The 23,048-nt window shown below is 47.7% G+C and carries 7 protein-coding genes, 2 tRNA genes, 5 rRNA genes and 1 riboswitch; of the genes, 10 read left to right on the top strand and 4 right to left on the bottom strand.

All coding sequences use genetic code 11. The annotated features are described in order from the left end of the window. The first annotated feature begins 278 nt into the window (after positions 1–278). The 9 genes from J4N39_RS13345 (at position 279) to metH (ending at position 14,383) form a co-directional block, all read left to right on the top strand. Positions 279–3,165, top strand: a 23S ribosomal RNA gene (locus J4N39_RS13345). A gap of 188 nt (positions 3,166–3,353) precedes the next feature. After that, positions 3,354–3,470: ribosomal RNA gene (gene rrf, locus J4N39_RS13340) — 5S ribosomal RNA — on the top strand. Positions 3,471–3,786: 316 nt separating this feature from the next. Beyond that, positions 3,787–5,334: ribosomal RNA gene (locus J4N39_RS13335) — 16S ribosomal RNA — on the top strand. 83 nt (positions 5,335–5,417) lie between these two features. After that, positions 5,418–5,493: transfer RNA gene (locus J4N39_RS13330), tRNA-Ala, on the top strand. A 352-nt stretch (positions 5,494–5,845) separates the two neighbouring features. Beyond that, positions 5,846–8,736 (top strand): 23S ribosomal RNA (locus J4N39_RS13325). Positions 8,737–8,912: 176 nt separating this feature from the next. Further along, a 5S ribosomal RNA gene (gene rrf, locus J4N39_RS13320) occupies positions 8,913–9,029 on the top strand. The 16S, 23S and 5S rRNA genes sit together here with 2 tRNA genes alongside, the layout of an rRNA operon. 163 nt (positions 9,030–9,192) lie before the next feature. Then, positions 9,193–9,269, top strand: a tRNA-Asp gene (locus J4N39_RS13315). 363 nt (positions 9,270–9,632) lie between these two features. Beyond that, positions 9,633–10,574 (top strand): homoserine O-acetyltransferase MetA, encoded by a 942-nt coding sequence (metA, locus tag J4N39_RS13310; protein ID WP_252020306.1) that lies wholly within the window; start codon positions 9,633–9,635, stop codon positions 10,572–10,574. Between the two features lie 128 nt (positions 10,575–10,702). Continuing rightward, positions 10,703–14,383, top strand: coding sequence for a methionine synthase (gene metH / locus J4N39_RS13305; protein ID WP_252020303.1), 3,681 nt, complete (start codon positions 10,703–10,705; stop codon positions 14,381–14,383). A gap of 59 nt (positions 14,384–14,442) precedes the next feature. Here metH and lysC read toward each other — a convergent pair whose 3' ends face one another. Then, positions 14,443–15,792, bottom strand: a complete 1,350-nt coding sequence (gene lysC / locus J4N39_RS13300; RefSeq protein ID WP_503063687.1) for a lysine-sensitive aspartokinase 3 — start codon at positions 15,790–15,792, stop codon at positions 14,443–14,445. A 134-nt stretch (positions 15,793–15,926) separates the two neighbouring features. Next, positions 15,927–16,095: riboswitch (Lysine riboswitch) on the bottom strand. Between the two features lie 147 nt (positions 16,096–16,242). Between lysC and J4N39_RS13295 the strand changes: the two genes are divergently transcribed. Beyond that, positions 16,243–17,361, top strand: coding sequence for a pyridoxal-phosphate-dependent aminotransferase family protein (locus J4N39_RS13295; protein WP_252020301.1), 1,119 nt, complete (start codon positions 16,243–16,245; stop codon positions 17,359–17,361). A gap of 32 nt (positions 17,362–17,393) precedes the next feature. On the opposite strand, the gene J4N39_RS13290 is transcribed toward J4N39_RS13295, so the two are convergent. The 3 genes from J4N39_RS13290 to galU all read right to left on the bottom strand — a co-directional run bounded on the left by J4N39_RS13290 (position 17,394) and on the right by galU (position 23,036). After that, positions 17,394–19,166 (bottom strand): PglL family O-oligosaccharyltransferase, encoded by a 1,773-nt coding sequence (locus J4N39_RS13290; RefSeq protein ID WP_252020299.1) that lies wholly within the window; start codon positions 19,164–19,166, stop codon positions 17,394–17,396. 51 nt (positions 19,167–19,217) lie between these two features. Continuing rightward, positions 19,218–22,043 (bottom strand): excinuclease ABC subunit UvrA, encoded by a 2,826-nt coding sequence (gene uvrA / locus J4N39_RS13285; RefSeq protein WP_252020297.1) that lies wholly within the window; start codon positions 22,041–22,043, stop codon positions 19,218–19,220. Between the two features lie 120 nt (positions 22,044–22,163). Further along, positions 22,164–23,036, bottom strand: a complete 873-nt coding sequence (galU, locus tag J4N39_RS13280; RefSeq protein ID WP_252020295.1) for a UTP--glucose-1-phosphate uridylyltransferase GalU — start codon at positions 23,034–23,036, stop codon at positions 22,164–22,166. Between the last annotated feature and the right edge of the window lie 12 nt (positions 23,037–23,048).

Raw genomic sequence — 23,048 nt, 5'->3', positions numbered from 1 at the left:
CGGGCTATTATGCTCTTTAACAATTTGGAAAGCTGACGAATAACAACAATCCCCATATCTTCGGATATGCGTTGTTATTCAAATTAAAAGTTCTCAAATCCTAGTGCTTCTTTTTAAGTAAAGAGTCATTAGGTACCAACACACATTCAAGTGTTCTTGGAAGTAACGAAAGTTACTTATATTTGAGTCCGGCAAAATCGAATGTTATCTCGCTCATTCAATAATGAGATAACGAACCTTGGTTGTTTGCCATACGCAAAGACCCCTTCGGGTTGTATGGTTAAGTGACTAAGCGTACACGGTGGATGCCTTGGCAGTCAGAGGCGATGAAAGACGTATTAACTTGCGATAAGCCCAGATTAGGTAGTAAAAACCATTTGAGTCTGGGATTTCTGAATGGGGAAACCCGGCCGCATAAGCGGTCATCATTAACTGAATACATAGGTTAATGAGGCGAACTCGGGGAACTGAAACATCTAAGTACCCGAAGGAAGAGAAATCAACCGAGATTCCGAAAGTAGCGGCGAGCGAAATTGGATTAGCCCTTAAGCTTTTAATGCGTTAGACGAATGTTCTGGAAAGTTCAACGATACAGGGTGATAGTCCCGTAGTTGTCGACGCATCATCAGTGAAATCGAGTAGGGCGGGACACGTGATATCCTGTCTGAATATGGGGGGACCATCCTCCAAGGCTAAATACTACTGACTGACCGATAGTGAACCAGTACCGTGAGGGAAAGGCGAAAAGAACCCCTGTGAGGGGAGTGAAATAGAACCTGAAACCGTGTACGTACAAGCAGTAGGAGCCTCCTTGTGGGGTGACTGCGTACCTTTTGTATAATGGGTCAGCGACTTATATTCAGTGGCAAGGTTAACCATCTAGGGGAGCCGTAGGGAAACCGAGTCTTAACTGGGCGATGTAGTCTCTGGATATAGACCCGAAACCAGGTGATCTAGCCATGGGCAGGTTGAAGGTTGAGTAACATCAACTGGAGGACCGAACCGACTAATGTTGAAAAATTAGCGGATGACTTGTGGCTAGGGGTGAAAGGCCAATCAAACCTGGAGATAGCTGGTTCTCCCCGAAAGCTATTTAGGTAGCGCCTCGGACGAATACTACTGGGGGTAGAGCACTGTTAAGGCTAGGGGGTCATCCCGACTTACCAACCCTTTGCAAACTCCGAATACCAGTAAGTACTATCCGGGAGACACACGGCGGGTGCTAACGTCCGTCGTGGAGAGGGAAACAACCCAGACCGCCAGCTAAGGTCCCAAATTACTACTAAGTGGGAAACGATGTGGGAAGGCTCAGACAGCCAGGATGTTGGCTTAGAAGCAGCCATCATTTAAAGAAAGCGTAATAGCTCACTGGTCGAGTCGGCCTGCGCGGAAGATGTAACGGGGCTAAGTAGTAAACCGAAGCTGCGGCTGCAACTATGTTGCGGGGTAGGGGAGCGTTCTGTAAGCGGTTGAAGGTGGTCTGTAAGGGCTGCTGGACGTATCAGAAGTGCGAATGCTGACATGAGTAACGATAAAGGGGGTGAAAAACCTCCTCGCCGGAAGACCAAGGGTTCCTGTCCAACGTTAATCGGGGCAGGGTAAGTCGACCCCTAAGGCGAGGCCGAAAGGCGTAGTCGATGGGAAACGGGTTAATATTCCCGTACTTCTTACAATTGCGATGGGGGGACGGAGAAGGCTAGGTGGGCCTGGCGACGGTTGTCCAGGTTCAAGTACGTAGGCGGAAGAATTAGGTAAATCCGGTTCTTCTTAACGCTGAGATACGATGTCGAGCATCTACGGATGTGAAGTCATTGATGCCATGCTTCCAGGAAAAGCCTCTAAGCTTCAGATTGTAAGGAATCGTACCCCAAACCGACACAGGTGGTCGGGTAGAGAATACCAAGGCGCTTGAGAGAACTCGGGTGAAGGAACTAGGCAAAATGGTACCGTAACTTCGGGAGAAGGTACGCTCTTGTGGGTGAAGTCCCTTGCGGATGGAGCTAACGAGAGTCGCAGATACCAGGTGGCTGCAACTGTTTATTAAAAACACAGCACTGTGCAAAATCGTAAGATGACGTATACGGTGTGACGCCTGCCCGGTGCCGGAAGGTTAATTGATGGGGTTAGACGTAAGTCGAAGCTCTTGATCGAAGCCCCGGTAAACGGCGGCCGTAACTATAACGGTCCTAAGGTAGCGAAATTCCTTGTCGGGTAAGTTCCGACCTGCACGAATGGCGTAATGATGGCCACGCTGTCTCCACCCGAGACTCAGTGAAATTGAAATCGCTGTGAAGATGCAGTGTACCCGCGGCTAGACGGAAAGACCCCGTGAACCTTTACTACAGCTTGGCACTGAACATTGACCCTACATGTGTAGGATAGGTGGGAGGCTTTGAAACTTGGGCGCCAGTTCAAGTGGAGCCGTCCTTGAAATACCACCCTTGTAGTGTTGATGTTCTAACTTGACCCCTAATCGGGGTTGAGGACAGTGCCTGGTGGGTAGTTTGACTGGGGCGGTCTCCTCCCAAAGAGTAACGGAGGAGCACGAAGGTGGGCTAAACACGGTTGGACATCGTGTGGTTAGTGCAATGGCATAAGCCCGCTTGACTGCGAGAATGACAATTCGAGCAGGTGCGAAAGCAGGTCATAGTGATCCGGTGGTTCTGTATGGAAGGGCCATCGCTCAACGGATAAAAGGTACTCCGGGGATAACAGGCTGATACCGCCCAAGAGTTCATATCGACGGCGGTGTTTGGCACCTCGATGTCGGCTCATCACATCCTGGGGCTGAAGTCGGTCCCAAGGGTATGGCTGTTCGCCATTTAAAGTGGTACGCGAGCTGGGTTTAGAACGTCGTGAGACAGTTCGGTCCCTATCTGCCGTGGGCGTTGGAAGATTGAAGGGGGCTGCTCCTAGTACGAGAGGACCGGAGTGGACGAACCTCTGGTGTTCGGGTTGTCATGCCAATGGCATTGCCCGGTAGCTAAGTTCGGAATCGATAACCGCTGAAAGCATCTAAGCGGGAAGCGAGCCCTGAGATGAGTCTTCCCTGGCACTTTAAGTGTCCTAAAGGGTTGTTCGAGACTAGAACGTTGATAGGCAGGGTGTGTAAGCGTTGTGAGGCGTTGAGCTAACCTGTACTAATTGCCCGTGAGGCTTAACCATACAACACCCAAGGGGTTTTGATGGACTCAAAGCAAGAAAACTTGAATAGTGGGTTGAAGGGTCTAAGGACTTAAGGGTCTAAGGGCAGAGAACAAACAGCTTTCCGAATTCATATCGACCAAAGGTCGCAGGCTCTAACCCTTAAACCGTTAGGCCCTTTAATCCTTTAGCCGATATAACAGAATTTGCTTGGCGACCATAGCATTGTGGACCCACCTGATTTCCATGCCGAACTCAGAAGTGAAACGCAATAGCGCCGATGGTAGTGTGGGGCTTCCCCATGTGAGAGTAGGACATCGCCAGGCTTTGATTTCGATTTGCTTACAAAGTAAGCGAGTCACCATAGAGCTCTAAAAAAACTTAGAGTTTTATGTTGACTTTCGAAGTGAGAAGTGTATCATACGCACCTCGCTGACGCACTAAGGTGCTGAAAGCAAAGCTCTTTAACAATTTAAACCTATCAATCTGTGTGGGCACTCGTTGATGATAATCAAAAAATGATACTTCGGTATCAACAATGATTTCAATGAACAGAGTGACCAATTCGAATCGAAAGATTCGGCACAGTCAATTCAAACATTACTATGTAATGTTCAGTATTCATTGAGTCGACAAAATCTTAAATTGAAGAGTTTGATCATGGCTCAGATTGAACGCTGGCGGCAGGCCTAACACATGCAAGTCGAGCGGAAACGAGTTGTCTGAACCTTCGGGGAACGATAACGGCGTCGAGCGGCGGACGGGTGAGTAATGCCTGGGAATATGCCTTGATGTGGGGGATAACTATTGGAAACGATAGCTAATACCGCATAATGCCTTCGGGCCAAAGAGGGGGACCTTCGGGCCTCTCGCGTCAGATTAGCCCAGGGGGATTAGCTAGTTGGTGAGGTAATGGCTCACCAAGGCGACGATCCCTAGCTGGTCTGAGAGGATGATCAGCCACACTGGAACTGAGACACGGTCCAGACTCCTACGGGAGGCAGCAGTGGGGAATATTGCACAATGGGCGCAAGCCTGATGCAGCCATGCCGCGTGTATGAAGAAGGCCTTCGGGTTTGTAAAGTACTTTCAGCAGTGAGGAAGGCATTAACGTTAATAGCGTTAGTGTTTGACGTTAGCTGCAGAAGAAGCACCGGCTAACTCCGTGCCAGCAGCCGCGGTAATACGGAGGTGCGAGCGTTAATCGGAATTACTGGGCGTAAAGCGCATGCAGGTGGTTTGTTAAGTCAGATGTGAAAGCCCGAGGCTCAACCTCGAACTGCATTTGAAACTGGCAGGCTAGAGTACTGTAGAGGGGGGTAGAATTTCAGGTGTAGCGGTGAAATGCGTAGAGATCTGAAGGAATACCGGTGGCGAAGGCGGCCCCCTGGACAGATACTGACACTCAGATGCGAAAGCGTGGGGAGCAAACAGGATTAGATACCCTGGTAGTCCACGCCGTAAACGATGTCTACTTGGAGGTTGTGGCCTTGAGCCGTGGCTTTCGGAGCTAACGCGTTAAGTAGACCGCCTGGGAGTACGGTCGCAAGATTAAAACTCAAATGAATTGACGGGGGCCCGCACAAGCGGTGGAGCATGTGGTTTAATTCGATGCAACGCGAAGAACCTTACCTACTCTTGACATCCAGAGAAGCCAGCGGAGACGCAGGTGTGCCTTCGGGAACTCTGAGACAGGTGCTGCATGGCTGTCGTCAGCTCGTGTTGTGAAATGTTGGGTTAAGTCCCGCAACGAGCGCAACCCTTATCCTTGTTTGCCAGCGAGTAATGTCGGGAACTCCAGGGAGACTGCCGTGATAAACCGGAGGAAGGTGGGGACGACGTCAAGTCATCATGGCCCTTACGAGTAGGGCTACACACGTGCTACAATGGCGCATACAGAGGGTTGCCAACCAGCGATGGTGAGCGGATCCCAAAAAGTGCGTCGTAGTCCGGATTGGAGTCTGCAACTCGACTCCATGAAGTCGGAATCGCTAGTAATCGTGGATCAGAATGCCACGGTGAATACGTTCCCGGGCCTTGTACACACCGCCCGTCACACCATGGGAGTGGGCTGCAAAAGAAGCAGGTAGTTTAACCTTCGGGAGGACGCTTGCCACTTTGTGGTTCATGACTGGGGTGAAGTCGTAACAAGGTAGCCCTAGGGGAACCTGGGGCTGGATCACCTCCTTATACGAAAGATTAACTTCGATTAGTGTCCACACAGATTGATACGGTTTATATAGAGCGTAGTACGGAAACTACATTTCTCAGATGGGGCTATAGCTCAGCTGGGAGAGCGCTTCGCTGGCAGCGAAGAGGTCATCGGTTCGATCCCGATTAGCTCCACCATCTTTAAGTGTTTTTTCTTTTAAGAATATTTAAAAATGGTTCGTTTCATCTGAAACAAACTTGCTCTTTAACAATTTGGAAAGCTGACGAATAACAACAATCCCCATATCTTTTAGATATGCGTTGTTATTCAAATTAAAAGTTCTCAAATCCTATATCTCATAGAGATGTAGGTACCAACACACATTCAAGTGTTCTTGGAAGTAACGAAAGTTACTTATATTTGAGTCCGGCAAAATCGAATGTCTCTCGCTCATTCAATAATGAGAGACAAACCTTGGTTGCTAGTTTGTCTTCACTTTAAAAAGTGAAAGCAAATGGTTCCATACGTAAAGACCCCTTCGGGTTGTATGGTTAAGTGACTAAGCGTACACGGTGGATGCCTTGGCAGTCAGAGGCGATGAAAGACGTATTAACTTGCGATAAGCCCAGATTAGGTAGTAAAAACCATTTGAGTCTGGGATTTCTGAATGGGGAAACCCGGCCGCAGAAGCGGTCATCACTAACTGAATACATAGGTTAGTGAGGCGAACTCGGGGAACTGAAACATCTAAGTACCCGAAGGAAGAGAAATCAACCGAGATTCCGAAAGTAGCGGCGAGCGAAATTGGATTAGCCCTTAAGCTTTTAATGCGTTAGACGAATGTTCTGGAAAGTTCAACGATACAGGGTGATAGTCCCGTAGTTGTCGACGCATCATCAGTGAAATCGAGTAGGGCGGGACACGTGATATCCTGTCTGAATATGGGGGGACCATCCTCCAAGGCTAAATACTACTGACTGACCGATAGTGAACCAGTACCGTGAGGGAAAGGCGAAAAGAACCCCTGTGAGGGGAGTGAAATAGAACCTGAAACCGTGTACGTACAAGCAGTAGGAGCCTCCTTGTGGGGTGACTGCGTACCTTTTGTATAATGGGTCAGCGACTTATATTCAGTGGCAAGGTTAACCATCTAGGGGAGCCGTAGGGAAACCGAGTCTTAACTGGGCGATGTAGTCTCTGGATATAGACCCGAAACCAGGTGATCTAGCCATGGGCAGGTTGAAGGTTGAGTAACATCAACTGGAGGACCGAACCGACTAATGTTGAAAAATTAGCGGATGACTTGTGGCTAGGGGTGAAAGGCCAATCAAACCTGGAGATAGCTGGTTCTCCCCGAAAGCTATTTAGGTAGCGCCTCGGACGAATACTACTGGGGGTAGAGCACTGTTAAGGCTAGGGGGTCATCCCGACTTACCAACCCTTTGCAAACTCCGAATACCAGTAAGTACTATCCGGGAGACACACGGCGGGTGCTAACGTCCGTCGTGGAGAGGGAAACAACCCAGACCGCCAGCTAAGGTCCCAAATTACTACTAAGTGGGAAACGATGTGGGAAGGCTCAGACAGCCAGGATGTTGGCTTAGAAGCAGCCATCATTTAAAGAAAGCGTAATAGCTCACTGGTCGAGTCGGCCTGCGCGGAAGATGTAACGGGGCTAAGTAGTAAACCGAAGCTGCGGCTGCAACTTTGTATGTTGCGGGGTAGGGGAGCGTTCTGTAAGCGGTTGAAGGTGGTCTGTAAGGGCTGCTGGACGTATCAGAAGTGCGAATGCTGACATGAGTAACGATAAAGGGGGTGAAAAACCTCCTCGCCGGAAGACCAAGGGTTCCTGTCCAACGTTAATCGGGGCAGGGTAAGTCGACCCCTAAGGCGAGGCCGAAAGGCGTAGTCGATGGGAAACGGGTTAATATTCCCGTACTTCTTACAATTGCGATGGGGGGACGGAGAAGGCTAGGTGGGCCTGGCGACGGTTGTCCAGGTTCAAGTACGTAGGCGGAAGAATTAGGTAAATCCGGTTCTTCTTAACGCTGAGATACGATGTCGAGCATCTACGGATGTGAAGTCATTGATGCCATGCTTCCAGGAAAAGCCTCTAAGCTTCAGATTGTAAGGAATCGTACCCCAAACCGACACAGGTGGTCGGGTAGAGAATACCAAGGCGCTTGAGAGAACTCGGGTGAAGGAACTAGGCAAAATGGTACCGTAACTTCGGGAGAAGGTACGCTCTTGTGGGTGAAGTCCCTTGCGGATGGAGCTAACGAGAGTCGCAGATACCAGGTGGCTGCAACTGTTTATTAAAAACACAGCACTGTGCAAAATCGTAAGATGACGTATACGGTGTGACGCCTGCCCGGTGCCGGAAGGTTAATTGATGGGGTTAGACGTAAGTCGAAGCTCTTGATCGAAGCCCCGGTAAACGGCGGCCGTAACTATAACGGTCCTAAGGTAGCGAAATTCCTTGTCGGGTAAGTTCCGACCTGCACGAATGGCGTAATGATGGCCACGCTGTCTCCACCCGAGACTCAGTGAAATTGAAATCGCTGTGAAGATGCAGTGTACCCGCGGCTAGACGGAAAGACCCCGTGAACCTTTACTACAGCTTGGCACTGAACATTGACCCTACATGTGTAGGATAGGTGGGAGGCTTTGAAACTTGGGCGCCAGTTCAAGTGGAGCCGTCCTTGAAATACCACCCTTGTAGTGTTGATGTTCTAACTTGACCCCTAATCGGGGTTGAGGACAGTGCCTGGTGGGTAGTTTGACTGGGGCGGTCTCCTCCCAAAGAGTAACGGAGGAGCACGAAGGTGGGCTAAACACGGTTGGACATCGTGTGGTTAGTGCAATGGCATAAGCCCGCTTGACTGCGAGAATGACAATTCGAGCAGGTGCGAAAGCAGGTCATAGTGATCCGGTGGTTCTGTATGGAAGGGCCATCGCTCAACGGATAAAAGGTACTCCGGGGATAACAGGCTGATACCGCCCAAGAGTTCATATCGACGGCGGTGTTTGGCACCTCGATGTCGGCTCATCACATCCTGGGGCTGAAGTCGGTCCCAAGGGTATGGCTGTTCGCCATTTAAAGTGGTACGCGAGCTGGGTTTAGAACGTCGTGAGACAGTTCGGTCCCTATCTGCCGTGGGCGTTGGAAGATTGAAGGGGGCTGCTCCTAGTACGAGAGGACCGGAGTGGACGAACCTCTGGTGTTCGGGTTGTCATGCCAATGGCATTGCCCGGTAGCTAAGTTCGGAATCGATAACCGCTGAAAGCATCTAAGCGGGAAGCGAGCCCTGAGATGAGTCTTCCCTGGCGCTTTAAGCGTCCTAAAGGGTTGTTCGAGACTAGAACGTTGATAGGCAGGGTGTGTAAGCGTTGTGAGGCGTTGAGCTAACCTGTACTAATTGCCCGTGAGGCTTAACCATACAACACCCAAGGGGTTTTGATGGACTCAAAGCTAAGAACGAATTGAATGTGTAGAGACGGTAAACGGCGAGCGGCTAAGGGCCGACGGCGTGAGAACAAAGAACAGCTTTCCAGATTATTATCGCTAGACCCCGTTGGCCGAATGCCGATGGTCGTTTACCGATAACAGAATTTGCTTGGCGACCATAGCATTGTGGACCCACCTGATTTCCATGCCGAACTCAGAAGTGAAACGCAATAGCGCCGATGGTAGTGTGGGGCTTCCCCATGTGAGAGTAGGACATCGCCAGGCTTTGAACACAAATTGCTGCTGTAGCTTGCATCTTTTGATTCTGCGATGCTCATGTACATACGTACATTGCGCTTCTCAAATCAAAATCTGACGGCGCTACAACAACAATTTGAAGTCCAAAGCATTTTAGATTGGTAAGACTTTGGATATAAAAGTTTGGTGCGGAGTGGTAGTTCAGTTGGTTAGAATACCGGCCTGTCACGCCGGGGGTCGCGGGTTCGAGTCCCGTCCACTCCGCCACTTATACGAAAGCCTCGTCGAATGACGAGGCTTTTTTGCGTTTAAGAGCCTCAGCGATCGCTGGGGCTTTGTTGTATTTAATCGGTAAGCGAACGCTTCGCTAACGGACGCTGGCACTAAGGGTAAAAGGGAAGAGCAGACCACCTATAGCATTTGACAAAAGCAGCCAAAAAATCATCATGCTCAACCCTTCAACCCTTCAACCCTTCAACCCTTCAACCCTTCAACCCTTCAACCCTTCAACCCTTCAACCCTTCAACCCTTCAACCCTTCAACCCTTCAACCTTTTCCCTCGACATCTGTCTTACTAATTGCTATAACTATAGCCATATAGACGTCTAAAATCTTTAAGGAGAAAGAGGGATGCCGATCAAAGTACCTGATCAGTTGCCAGCATTGGATGTATTGCGTGAGGAGAATATCTTCGTCATGCCAGAAAGTCGTGCAACGACTCAGGAAATACGGCCGCTTAAGGTATTAATTCTTAACTTAATGCCTAAAAAGATTGAAACGGAGACTCAATTTCTGCGTCTACTTTCCAACTCGCCATTGCAAGTGGATATTGAACTGCTACGTATTGATAATCGCCCAAGCAAAAATACTCCGACCGAGCATTTAGATAACTTTTACCGCCAGTTTGAGGCGGTCAAAGAGCGTAATTTTGATGGTTTGATTATTACAGGAGCACCACTCGGTCTAGTGCAGTTTGAAGATGTTATCTACTGGGAGCATCTACAAACGATAATGAATTGGGCAAAAGAGCATGTAACATCGACACTTTACGTATGTTGGGCGGCTCAAGCAGGTCTCAAACTTCTATACAACCTGCCTAAGAAAACTCGTAAAGAGAAACTATCCGGAGTGTATTTCCACAAAACACTTCAGCCATTTCATGCGCTGTTGCGTGGGTTTGATGATAGCTTCCTCGCACCACACTCTCGTTATGCAGATTTCTCTTCAGAGTACCTTCAAGAGCATACGGATTTGGATATTCTGGCGACTTCAGATGACGCTGGAGTGTACCTTGCTGCGACCAAAGACAAGCGTAATGTGTTTGTTACCGGCCACCCTGAGTACGACTCACACACTCTGCATAACGAATATACCCGAGATTTAGGGGAAGGGATGGAGCCTGCGATTCCGGTCAACTACTATCCGAACAATAACCCCGATAATGATCCTATTGCCAGCTGGCGTAGTCATGGCCACCTGCTCTTTGCGAACTGGCTGAACTACTGTGTCTACCAGCAAACACCTTATGATCTCGAGCATTTCTCAGCAGATAAATTCACCGTGGACGATTGATCCTACGCTGAAATGTTGAAGGCAGCATATGTGCTGCCTTTTTGTTATTGATATGAATATTTAGACGTCTAGATTCCTATACCTGTTGTGGTAGGATGAACAAAACGTAAAAGGAATGAGGCTGTAGTGTGGCTGGAAGCAATATAAGACAACAAATAGAAGCACAGTTAGCCCAGCGTATCTTATTGATTGATGGTGGTATGGGTACCATGATCCAAGGATATAAGCTGGAAGAGCAAGATTATCGTGGTGAGCGATTTGCCGATTGGCATTGTGACCTGAAAGGAAACAATGACCTACTTGTATTAACTCAGCCTGAAATGATCAAAGAGATCCATAGCCAGTATCTAGAAGCTGGCGCAGATATTCTTGAAACTAACACCTTCAACGCCACTACGATTGCCATGGCTGACTACGACATGGAATCATTAAGTGAAGAGATCAACTTTGAGGCAGCGAAGCTTGCGCGAATCGCTGCGGATGAATGGACGGCGAAAACGCCAGAACGTCCTCGTTATGTCGCAGGTGTCCTAGGGCCTACCAACCGAACTTGTTCAATCTCTCCAGATGTTAATGATCCTGGCTATCGCAACGTTACCTTTGACGAGTTGGTGGAAGCATACTCCGAATCGACTCGCGCTTTAATTAAAGGCGGTTCAGACTTAATCTTGATTGAAACCATCTTTGATACGCTTAATGCTAAAGCATGTTCATTTGCTGTCGAATCTGTATTTGAAGAGATGGGCATCGAGTTGCCTGTAATGATCTCTGGCACTATCACTGATGCTTCTGGTCGTACTCTTTCAGGACAGACCACCGAAGCTTTTTATAATGCGATGCGTCACGTCCGTCCACTGTCGTTTGGATTGAACTGTGCTTTGGGCCCTGATGAGCTGCGACAATACGTAGAAGAGCTTTCACGTATATCTGAAACCAATGTTTCTACTCACCCCAATGCTGGCCTCCCGAATGCGTTTGGCGAATATGACCTATCACCAGAAGATATGGCAGAGCATATAGGTGAATGGGCACGCTCTGGGTTTCTTAACCTCGTTGGTGGATGTTGTGGTACTACACCTGAGCATATTCGCCATATGGCGTTGGCCGTAGAAGGCATTACTCCTAGACCATTACCAAAATTCACCCCTTCTTGTCGCTTGTCTGGACTAGAGCCATTGACTATCGAGAAAGATACTCTGTTTGTGAACGTAGGTGAGCGTACCAACGTTACGGGTTCTGCTCGCTTCAAGCGTTTAATCAAAGAAGAGGCATACGACGAGGCGCTGGAAGTCGCTCGCCAGCAAGTTGAAAATGGTGCTCAAATTATCGATATCAACATGGATGAGGGCATGCTAGATGCCGAGGCGTGTATGGTGCGCTTCTTGAATCTATGTGCTTCTGAACCTGAGATTTCGAAAGTGCCAATTATGGTCGACTCTTCCAAGTGGGAAGTGATAGAAGCTGGCCTTAAATGTATTCAAGGTAAGGGCATTGTTAACTCTATCTCACTAAAAGAAGGTAAAGAGAAATTTGTTGAGCAAGCTAAGCTGATCCGTCGCTACGGTGCAGCAGTGATTGTCATGGCGTTCGATGAAGTAGGTCAGGCCGAAACGCGTCAGCGTAAACTGGAAATTTGTACCAACGCATACAATATCTTGGTCGATGAAGTTGGCTTCCCTCCTGAAGATATCATTTTTGACCCGAACATCTTTGCGGTAGCAACGGGTATTGATGAGCACAATAACTACGCCGTTGATTTTATTGAAGCGGTTGCAGATATCAAACGTGACCTGCCTTATGCGATGATCTCTGGCGGTGTGTCGAACGTTTCTTTCTCTTTCCGTGGTAACAACTACGTTCGCGAAGCGATTCACGCCGTGTTCCTATACCACTGTTTCAAAAATGGTATGGATATGGGGATCGTAAATGCAGGCCAGCTAGAAATCTATGATAACGTTCCAGAAAAGCTGCGTAATGCTGTTGAAGACGTGGTACTTAACCGTCGAGATGATGCGACTGAGCTGCTACTTGATATTGCTGAAGAGTATCGTGAGAACGCTGTTGGTAAAGCGGATGATGCTTCAGCGCTAGAATGGCGCGAATGGCCAGTCGAGAAGCGTCTTGAACACGCTTTGGTGAAAGGTATTACAGAGTTTATCGTTGAAGATACCGAAGAAGCCCGTCTCAACGCTAGTAAGCCACTAGAGGTCATTGAAGGCCCGTTGATGGATGGCATGAACGTGGTTGGCGATCTATTTGGTGAAGGTAAGATGTTCCTGCCTCAGGTAGTAAAATCTGCTCGCGTTATGAAGCAGGCGGTTGCGCATTTGGAGCCGTACATTAACGCAATGAAGCAAGCTGGCAGCACCAACGGTAAAATCTTACTCGCCACGGTAAAAGGCGATGTTCATGACATCGGTAAAAACATTGTCGGCGTCGTGTTGCAGTGTAATAACTACGAAATTATCGACCTTGGGGTGATGGTTCCATGTGAAAAAATCCTTAAGGTGGCCAAGGAAGAGAACGTCGATATCATCGGCTTATCTGGTTTGATCACTCCATCACTGGATGAAATGGTACATGTGGCCAAAGAGATGGAACGACAGGGCTTTGACTTGCCGCTACTGATTGGTGGTGCTACGACCTCAAAAGCACACACCGCAGTGAAGATTGAGCAAAACTATAACCAGCCGGTAGTTTATGTGAACAACGCTTCCCGAGCAGTAGGGGTATGTACTTCCTTGCTTTCTGATGAACTCAAACCTAAGTTTGTCGAGAATTTGGATAGGGATTATGAACGAGTTCGTGATCAACACGCTCGCAAGAAGCCTCGCACTAAACCTGTAAGTTTAGATAAAGCTCGTGAAAACCGAGTTGCGATCGATTGGAATGAATATACACCGCCAGTTCCAGCTAAGCCGGGTGTGCATGTATTCAAGCAATTTGATGTATCGGTACTTCGCAAGTATATCGACTGGACACCATTCTTTATGACTTGGTCTTTGGTTGGTAAATACCCAACCATTCTTAAGCATGAAGTCGTTGGTGAAGAAGCTCAGCGGCTATTTAAGGATGCCAACGACTGGCTCGATCGTATCGAGCGAGAAGGCCTACTGGAAGCTCGTGGTATGTGTGCGCTTTTCCCTGCTGCGAGTGTTGGTGATGATATCGAAGTTTATACCGATGAAAGCCGCACTGAAGTCGCTCATGTGTTGCATAACCTTCGTCAGCAGACGGAAAAACCAAAAGGTTTTAACTACTGTCTGTCAGACTATGTTGCGCCTAAATCTAGTGGCAAGAAAGATTGGATTGGTGCTTTTGCAGTGACTGGCGGTGTCGGTGAGCGAGAGCTCGCCGATGAGTATAAAGCGCAAGGTGACGACTACAACGCCATTATGGTTCAAGCGGTAGCGGATCGCTTGGCAGAAGCTTTTGCAGAATACTTGCATGAGAAAGTACGTAAGGAAATCTGGGGTTACTCTGCCGATGAAGACTTGTCTAACGATGACCTTATCCGTGAAAAGTATCAAGGTATTCGTCCAGCGCCAGGGTACCCAGCTTGTCCAGAGCATACTGAAAAAGGTACCCTCTGGGAAATGTTGCAAGTCGAAGAGTCGATTGAGATGTCGCTGACATCAAGTTATGCAATGTGGCCGGGAGCATCAGTCTCTGGTTGGTACTTCTCTCATCCAGATTCTCGTTATTTTGCGATCGCTCAGATCCAGCAAGATCAGGCAGACGATTACGCCCAGCGTAAAGGTTGGTCTGAACAAGATGTTGAGAAGTGGTTAGCGCCTAATATGAATTAGTCGGTGGCGAATAAAAAAAGCGAGCTTGAATGGCTCGCTTTTTTGTTTTTTTAAATCGATTACTCAAACAGTTCCTGGTGCAGTGCTTGAACTGCTCCTTTGGCTTCGGATTCATGCATCAGGAAGCAAAGGTTATGTTGGCTTGCACCGTAGCAGATCATGCGCAAGTTGACGTCTTCAAGGGTACTGAATACTTGCTTAGCATAACCACGGCTATTGCTCATGTTGTTACCGATCAGCGCAACAAGGCTCAAGCCATGTTCTACTTCAACACTGCACATTTGCTCTAGCTCTTCACGAGCACCTTCTGGCAATTGAGGTGGGCCTCCAGCAGTATTGGTTTGATCCAATGTCAGCGACACACTCACTTCAGAGGTGGTGATGAGGTCAACAGAGACTTTATGCTTGGCTAGGATCTTAAATGCCTCAGCTAAGAAACCGTAGGCATGGAACATGTTTAGGCTGCGCAAAGTAACCATGGTTTGATTGCCACGCAGCGCCAGTGCTCTAAACAGCGGAGCAGTTTCCACTTCCTGGCGGATCCAAGTTCCACCTTGTTCTGGGGCTTTGGAAGAGCCGACAAAAACAGGGATTTGGTGGCGAAGTGCTGGCATCAAAGTCGATGGATGCAGGATCTTAGCACCAAAGTTTGCCATTTCAGACGCTTCACTAAAGCTGATTTCTGGGATAGGCGTGGCCTTAGGCGCCACTCGTGGATCGGTGGTGTAAATTCCTGGTACATCCGTCCATATCTCAAGGCCGCTTGCTTTCACCGCTTCGGCAATCAGTGCCGCACTATAGTCACTGCCACCTCGACCTAAAGTGGTAGTATTACCATCAGCATCACTACCAATAAAGCCTTGGGTAACCACGACCTGCTCTTCGCATAGTGGTACTAGCTTTTCTTCAGCGAGCTTAGAGATTTCTTCAAGCTGTGGCTCTGCCGAACCAAAGGTTCCATCGGTTCTTAATACCTCTCGGATGTCGAAGCGAGTTGCTGCGACTCCACGTTCACGTAGGATCTGCGCAAGAATATAGGTCGACATCAGCTCCCCACAAGCAACCAAATGATCGGTGAGTTTGTCACTGGTTTGAAACGACGCGGCTTCAGCAACTGTCGCTACCGTGTCGAGGATCTGCTTAACTTGGCTGGCAGTCTCTTTAGCATCCTCAAGACGAGAAAGAACTCGATTATGGATTTCAGCCAGCTGAGCAAGCAGCTCATGGCGGCGATCGCTATCCGCTTCACCATTAGCGAGTTCAACCAATATATTGGTTACACCAGAACATGCACTACTTACAATTAGACGGGTTAGTGGATTGGCTTCGATAATAGCGGCACAACGGCTCATAGCGTCAAAATCAGCGACACTGGTACCACCAAACTTGGCGACATTAAAACGACTCACGATGGGATCTCCCAAAAATTCCTAAAATAACAATCGATGACAAAAGTAGTTGTCATCCAACATCCGATGTGAAGAGAGAGAAAGGTAAGAGAAGTGATCTTTAGTTATTGTTTTTACGACAATAGATATCTATGACTCTTAGAAGTTCTCCGCATAAGGCGACAGTTGTTAGGATTCAGCCTAAACAACCGACAAGTTAGCTTCACGACGAAAACTTGCCTCGGCACTACTCCCCCTTAAGCAACAACATCAGCTCGTGACGCCGCTATTGCTCTACCTGGGTAGTGCTCCTCTTCTGCTCACCATTGAACGTTTTTCAGCCGATAAAGTCAATCGGTAGTTAGAGCTAGAATTCACTTTTTAAGCCTTTCACTCGACCTAAGTGCAATTGTGCGGTAAAAGTAATCAAGTTACTCTGAAACATACTATTAACAATAAGAGAGCTCTCCAATGACGATTACTAGCTTTAACCCCCCAAGACGAACCTTAATGGGCCCGGGACCTTCAGACATTTACCCTCATGTGTTGCATGCGCTGAGTCGCCCAACCGTAGGTCACCTAGACCCTCTGTTTATTCAAATGATGGATGAGCTTAAGTCACTGCTTAAGTATGCTTTTCAAACTGAAAATGAGTTCACTATCGCGCTGTCTGCACCGGGAAGTGCGGGGATGGAAGCCTGCTTTGTGAATCTTGTTGAACCGGGCGATAAGGTGATTGTTTGTCGCAATGGTGTGTTCGGTGAGCGCATGCGTGAAAATGTGCTTCGCTGTGGCGGTGAAGCGATCGTTATTGACGATGAGTGGGGAGCACCTGTTTCCCTCGATAAAGTTGAGCAAGCCTTTGCGGATCACCCTGATGCTAAGGTGCTGGCATTTGTTCACGCTGAGACTTCTACAGGGGCGCTGTCAGATGCTCAGCAATTAGCACAAGTTGCTCAGCAATATGAAGCTTTGACCATCGTTGATACGGTGACGTCTTTAGGTGGTGTGCCGCTTAAAGTTGATGAGTGGGGTTTGGATGCTGTTTATTCTGGTAGTCAGAAGTGTTTGTCCTGCGTTCCGGGGCTCGCCCCACTAACGTTCTCAGCCAAAGCGGTGGAGAAAATTCAGTCACGAAAGACGTTAGTTCAGAGCTGGTTCCTCGACCAGAGCTTGGTGCTGGGCTATTGGAGTGGAGAAGGTAAACGCAGTTACCACCATACAGCACCAGTAAACAGTCTGTATGCGTTACATGAAGCCTTGTTGCAACTTAAAACCGAAGGTTTAGAGAACGCTTGGCAACGCCATCAAGCAATGCATCAAACACTTAAACAAGGCTTGCTTGAGCTTGGGTTTCAATTTGTTGTAGATGAGCCGTATCGCTTACCGCAGCTTAATGCAGTTTATCTACCAGAAGGGGTTGATGATGCAGCAGTGCGAAATCATCTGTTGCAGCACTATAACCTAGAAATTGGCGCAGGATTGGGCGCACTTGCAGGAAAGGCATGGCGAATTGGCCTGATGGGTTATGGAGCAAGGCCAGAGAATGTTGCTTTGTGTCTCAGTGCTTTAAAGTCAGCACTAAAATAATGAACAAGGGAGAGCAAATGCTCTCCCTTGTTTTAATTGGCGGCTGATGCCGTACTTGTTGCTTTGGATGGCGGCTGATATTTCACTTGGCTAAAATCTTTGTTTGGGAATAAGAACTCAGCTTCGGTTTGAATTTGCCGTGCTTTTTCTTCTTCACCCATACCTTGATAAGCCAAGATCAAATTGGTGTAAAACGCAGGCCTTGGTTTACGGGGAATGATGCTCAGAGACCAATCTATATAAGGCTGGATAAGCTTTGCATCTTGGGTGTAAAGGCCAATCGTTAAGTAAGTGCTGTAGACATCCCTATCAAAACGATCTTTCCAAACCACAGGGTTAGTCACCTTATCCAGTAATTCTGGTTGTCTAGGCTGTGACTTTTCAAACTGTGTCAATACATAGTTAGTGTGGAGGGCACTGAGCATATAAAAGCTAGTAATGATAGGTAGCACCAAACTCGATGATGCCGTTAGTACTTTACTGAACTTAGAAAAAGGGGCGAACTTATATTTTGCAGTCCGCTGATCGAGCCAAAACAGCAGCACGATGAAGCTGATCCAGTGGATCGCTGAGTGGTAAAAAGGGTACTCGAGTTGTGAGTGTACAACGAGTGGGGCAAAAAGCGCCAACATGCCCAAACGTGTACCTTCTCTAGCTGTAGTGATCTTGTAGGTAATGAAAGCAGCGGTGAGTAATATTACCAAAACAGGTACCAGGCCAGCCTCTACTCCCCAGAGCATTAACTCGTTATGCGGGTGATCGAGCGCAGCTAGCCCAGCCGGATAGTGCTCATTGAGTTGGTGCTGCCTTGCGGTATAAAGCATATAGGCGGATTCAAAGTGTCCGTAACCATAGCCCGTAAAAGGTTTTTCAATGATCATATCTATGGTTTGCGGAAAGTGAAACTGGCGTGCTGAAGTTAGAGAGGTTTTTGACTCTAACAGTTCTAGATTCTGAGACTCTCCAAGTAACTCTGGGGTGACGATACCGATACCCGTGGCAAGAACAAGTGCTGCAGTCCAAGTAGCAAAGCGTCGTTTAGTAGAAAAGCGCCATAGGTAGGGAAGGATAAGTACGATACCTATTACTGCACCTAGCCAGCCAGTCCTTGAAGAAACAATGACGAGCATGGGGGCAATGAGTAATGGGATTGCGATCAGAAAGCTGATGTGCCAAGGTTTTCTTCGGTATTTATTTGGCAGCCTTGCAAGCAAATAAGCCGATAACACCAGCCCAGTAGCTAAGAAGCTTGCCAAAACATTAGGCTGCTGAAAAATACCATAAGGACGATTTTGAATCGTGTTGTAACCGAACATATTGCCCGGTGTTAAGTAGAGGTATTGAACCCAACAAATGATAGCTTCAATACCAGTTGCAAGAACGATAAACCATAACAGTCTTTGCTTTTGCTTATTACTGAAAGGAAATTGCTGTAAGGTGACGAAAAGAAAAAAGCCCGCCCAAAGCCCGGTTAACCTTCCCAGTGATTGTTCTATGATGGTCTCAGGGAAAGTAATGGGAGCGGTGAGCACTAGGCAACACAAAAATAGTGCAACGGTAAGTTTAGAGTACTTGAGCTTTTGATTTCGAGATAACTGGTACAGACCGATAGCGATCGCAATGCTGGCGGTTATCCAAGTTGTGGCATTAAACGATAGGGCGAGTCCAGATCCTCCTGGATTTGGCATAAAAAAGTGCATGCTGACTAAAAAGGTAAAACCAAGCGCAGCTAAGAAACGTCGATTAAGTGGAGTCTGAACTTTTACAGACTCCAACTCTGTACCCCTGACATGCAGTGTTGCCATGAAAGTGACCTAAACTATGAAAAATAAATACTCATTGAATAGTAACACTTTTTAGCCAAGCATTGGCTTTAAGAAGTGAGCGGTATGAGAGCCCTCGACCAATGCCACATCTTCTGGTGTACCTTGGGCAATGATTTCACCGCCACCTTGGCCACCTTCTGGCCCTAAATCGACAATCCAGTCTGCGGTTTTAACCACATCAAGGTTATGCTCGATAACCACCACAGTATTGCCGTGATCGCGTAAGCGGTGCAGTACTGTAAGTAATTGCTGAATATCATGAAAGTGCAGACCTGTAGTCGGCTCATCCAAAATATACAGTGTTTTCCCCGTATCTCGTTTCGACAGTTCTCGTGCGAGTTTGACTCGCTGCGCCTCACCGCCAGAGAGTGTGGTGGCTGCTTGGCCCAATCGAATGTAGGAAAGGCCAACATCCATCAGCGTTTGCAGCTTGCGAGCAATCACAGGCACAGGGTCAAAGAACTCACGTGCATCTTCTACTGTCATCTGCAGGACTTCGTCGATGCTCTTACCTTTATAGCGCACTTCTAAAGTTTCACGGTTGTAGCGCTTGCCCTTACATACATCGCAAGGTACATAAACATCGGGCAAGAAGTGCATTTCGACCTTGATAACACCATCACCTTGACACGCTTCGCAGCGGCCACCACGGACGTTAAAACTGAATCGCCCTGGCTTGTAGCCTCGTGAACGAGACTCTTGCGTGCCTGCAAAGAGTTCACGGATTGGGGTGAAAATACCGGTGTAAGTGGCAGGGTTTGAACGTGGTGTACGACCAATTGGGCTCTGGTCGATATCGATGACCTTGTCGAAGTGCTCAAGCCCTTGCACTTTTTTATGTGGCGCTGGTTGAGCGACTGTCGCCCCATTGAGTTGTGTTTGAGCGATTTTGTAGAACGTGTCGTTGATCAGTGTCGACTTACCGGATCCAGAGACGCCCGTAACACAAGTAAACAGACCGACCGGAATAGAGAGATCGACAGTTTTTAGGTTATTACCACTGGCACCAAGAACTTTGACGACCTTTTTCTTGTCGATTGGTGTTCTTTTCTCTGGGATTGCAATGCATTTCTCACCACTTAGGTACTGGCCTGTAAGAGATTCAGGTGCATCAAGGATCGCTTGCATATCACCTTCGGCTACTACGTTACCGCCATGTACTCCAGCGCCTGGGCCAATATCAATGATATGGTCAGCGCAGCGAATGGCATCTTCATCATGTTCTACAACCAATACGGTATTACCCAAATCACGCAAGTGAGTGAGGGTTTTTAGCAGTCGCTCGTTATCGCGTTGGTGCAGACCGATAGATGGTTCGTCAAGCACGTACATAACCCCTACTAGACCAGCACCAATTTGGCTGGCAAGACGAATACGCTGTGCTTCACCACCCGACAGCGTCTCCGCACTACGGGAAAGGTTCAAGTAGTTTAAGCCAACGTTGACCAAAAAGTGCAGACGATCGTTGATCTCTTTCATGACCTTCTCTGCGATTTGAGCTTTTTGTCCAGTCAGCTCCAGCTGTTGGAAGAAGGCCATCGCTTCACTGATACTCATCTCGACAATTTCTGGCAAGGTGACGTCGGCAACGAACACATTTCTCGCTTCGACTCTCAAGCGAGTACCATTACAGCTATCACAAGACTTGGTCGAAATGTATTTGGCTAGATCTTCACGTACCGCATTTGACTCGGTATCACGATAGCGGCGCTCAAGAGTATTCAAGATCCCTTCAAATGGGTGACGTTTTACTCGGCTATCGCCACGATCATTGATATACACAAATTCGATTTCAGTTCGACCTGAACCTTTCAAAACGATCTCTTTGATTGGCTTAGAAAGATCTTTGAAAGGGGTATCTAGCGAAAAGTCATAGTGATTCGCCACCGCTGAAAGCATTTGAAAGTAGTAGTAGTTTTTCTTATCCCAACCTCGGATGGCACCGTCAGCGATGCTGAGGTTTTCATCCAGTACCACTCGGCTAGCGTCAAAATATTGCTGAACCCCTAGGCCATCACAGGTTTCACATGCACCTGCTGGGTTGTTAAACGAGAATAGACGAGGTTCGAGTTCTTGCATGCTGTAACCACAGTGTGGACAAGCAAAGTTGGCGGAAAACACCAGCTCTTCTTGGTCTTTGTCATCCATACTTGCAACAACAGCGATGCCACCAGAAAGCTCTAGTGTGGTTTCAAAAGACTCGGCTAAGCGTTGTTGCAGATCTGAGCGTACTTTAAATCGATCGACCACCACCTCGATGGTGTGTTTTTTGTGTAGCTCTAGTGCTGGTGGATCAGAAAGATCACAGGTTTCACCATCAATTCGTGCTCGAATAAAACCTTGAGCCGCGAGGTTCTCTAGAGTTTTTACGTGCTCGCCTTTACGCTCCTTGACGATCGGCGCAAGCAGCATCAGTTTACTGCCTTCTTCCATCTCTAGCACTTTATCCACCATCTGGCTGACGGTTTGAGCGGCTAGAGGAACTTTGTGTTCGGGACAGCGAGGCTCGCCAACGCGAGCGTATAGAAGGCGCAGATAATCGTAGACTTCAGTGATTGTACCGACCGTTGAGCGAGGGTTATGTGAGGTCGACTTTTGCTCAATAGATATCGCCGGGGATAGACCTTCAATATGGTCTACGTCGGGTTTTTCCATCAAAGAGAGAAACTGACGAGCATATGCGGATAGGGACTCGACATAGCGTCGTTGACCTTCAGCATATAGGGTGTCAAAAGCTAATGAAGACTTACCTGAACCCGATAAGCCAGTGATAACGATCAGCTTATCTCGTGGAATGGTGAGGTTGATATTTTTCAGGTTGTGGGTGCGGGCACCGCGAACGTCAATACTTTCCATTAGTTCTGCTCAATGAGGAAGACAATGGGTGTAGTATTACATAGCGTGTGAAATGTGCAATAAATACTGGATAAAAAAACAGTAAGGCAGTTGATTTACTGCCTTACTGGGAAATCTCGATTAAGAAGACTTTTGAGTAGAATGTTTATCTAATTCGACTTTCTTTTCGTCTTTTTTGTAAAGAGTCTCAAAGCAATAGTTAGTTGCCTCAATATACCCTTCAACACTACCACAATCGAAACGCTTACCTTTAAACTTGTAAGCCAATACACAACCCGATTTGGCCTGCTTCAACAAGGCATCGGTAATTTGAATCTCTCCACCTTTGCCTGGTTCAGTATTCTCAATCAGTTCAAAAATATCAGGTGTCAAAATGTATCGGCCAATAATCGCTAGGTTGCTTGGAGCAGTCCCTTTCTCTGGCTTTTCAACCATGTTGTCGACGCGATAAAGATCATCTTTAATCATTTCACCAGCGATGACACCATACTTGTGTGTTTCATCTTCAGGTACTTCTTGTACCGCCACGATAGAACAACGGAATTGTTTGTATAGTGCAACCATTTGTGCCAGAACGCCTTGAGCCTCGTTGACACAGAGGTCATCTGCTAGCACAACCGCAAATGGGTTATCACCAACAAGCTCTCGGCCAGTTAGGATCGCGTGCCCTAACCCTTTCATTTCTCTTTGTCGGATATAAGTGAAGTTTGCGGCTTCAATAGTGCCACGGATATCTGTTAGCAGTTCTTCTTTGTTCGTCCCGCTAATTTGGTGCTCTAGCTCATAGTTTTTATCGAAATGGTCCATGATCGAGTGTTTGCCACGACCGGTAACGATACACATGCCATCCATACCTGCTTCAATCGCTTCTTCTACACCGTATTCAATCAACGGCTTGTTTACCACTGGCATCATCTCTTTTGGCATCGATTTGGTGGCAGGTAAAAAGCGGGTTCCATATCCAGCGGCCGGGAAAAGGCACTTCTTGATCATTGTCTAATCCTA

It is taken from the genome of Vibrio sp. SCSIO 43136, assembly GCF_023716565.1.
Classification (GTDB): Bacteria; Pseudomonadota; Gammaproteobacteria; order Enterobacterales; family Vibrionaceae; genus Vibrio.
This window is presented reverse-complemented; position numbering and strand designations above follow the sequence as displayed.

Coding starts and splice junctions, on each gene's coding strand:
- metA (WP_252020306.1), top strand. CDS start 9,633: ATGCCGATCAAAGTACCTGATCAGTTGCCAGCATTGGATGTATTGCGT.
- galU (WP_252020295.1), bottom strand. CDS start 23,036: ATGATCAAGAAGTGCCTTTTCCCGGCCGCTGGATATGGAACCCGCTTT.
- J4N39_RS13290 (WP_252020299.1), bottom strand. CDS start 19,166: ATGGCAACACTGCATGTCAGGGGTACAGAGTTGGAGTCTGTAAAAGTT.
- J4N39_RS13295 (WP_252020301.1), top strand. CDS start 16,243: ATGACGATTACTAGCTTTAACCCCCCAAGACGAACCTTAATGGGCCCG.
- uvrA (WP_252020297.1), bottom strand. CDS start 22,043: ATGGAAAGTATTGACGTTCGCGGTGCCCGCACCCACAACCTGAAAAAT.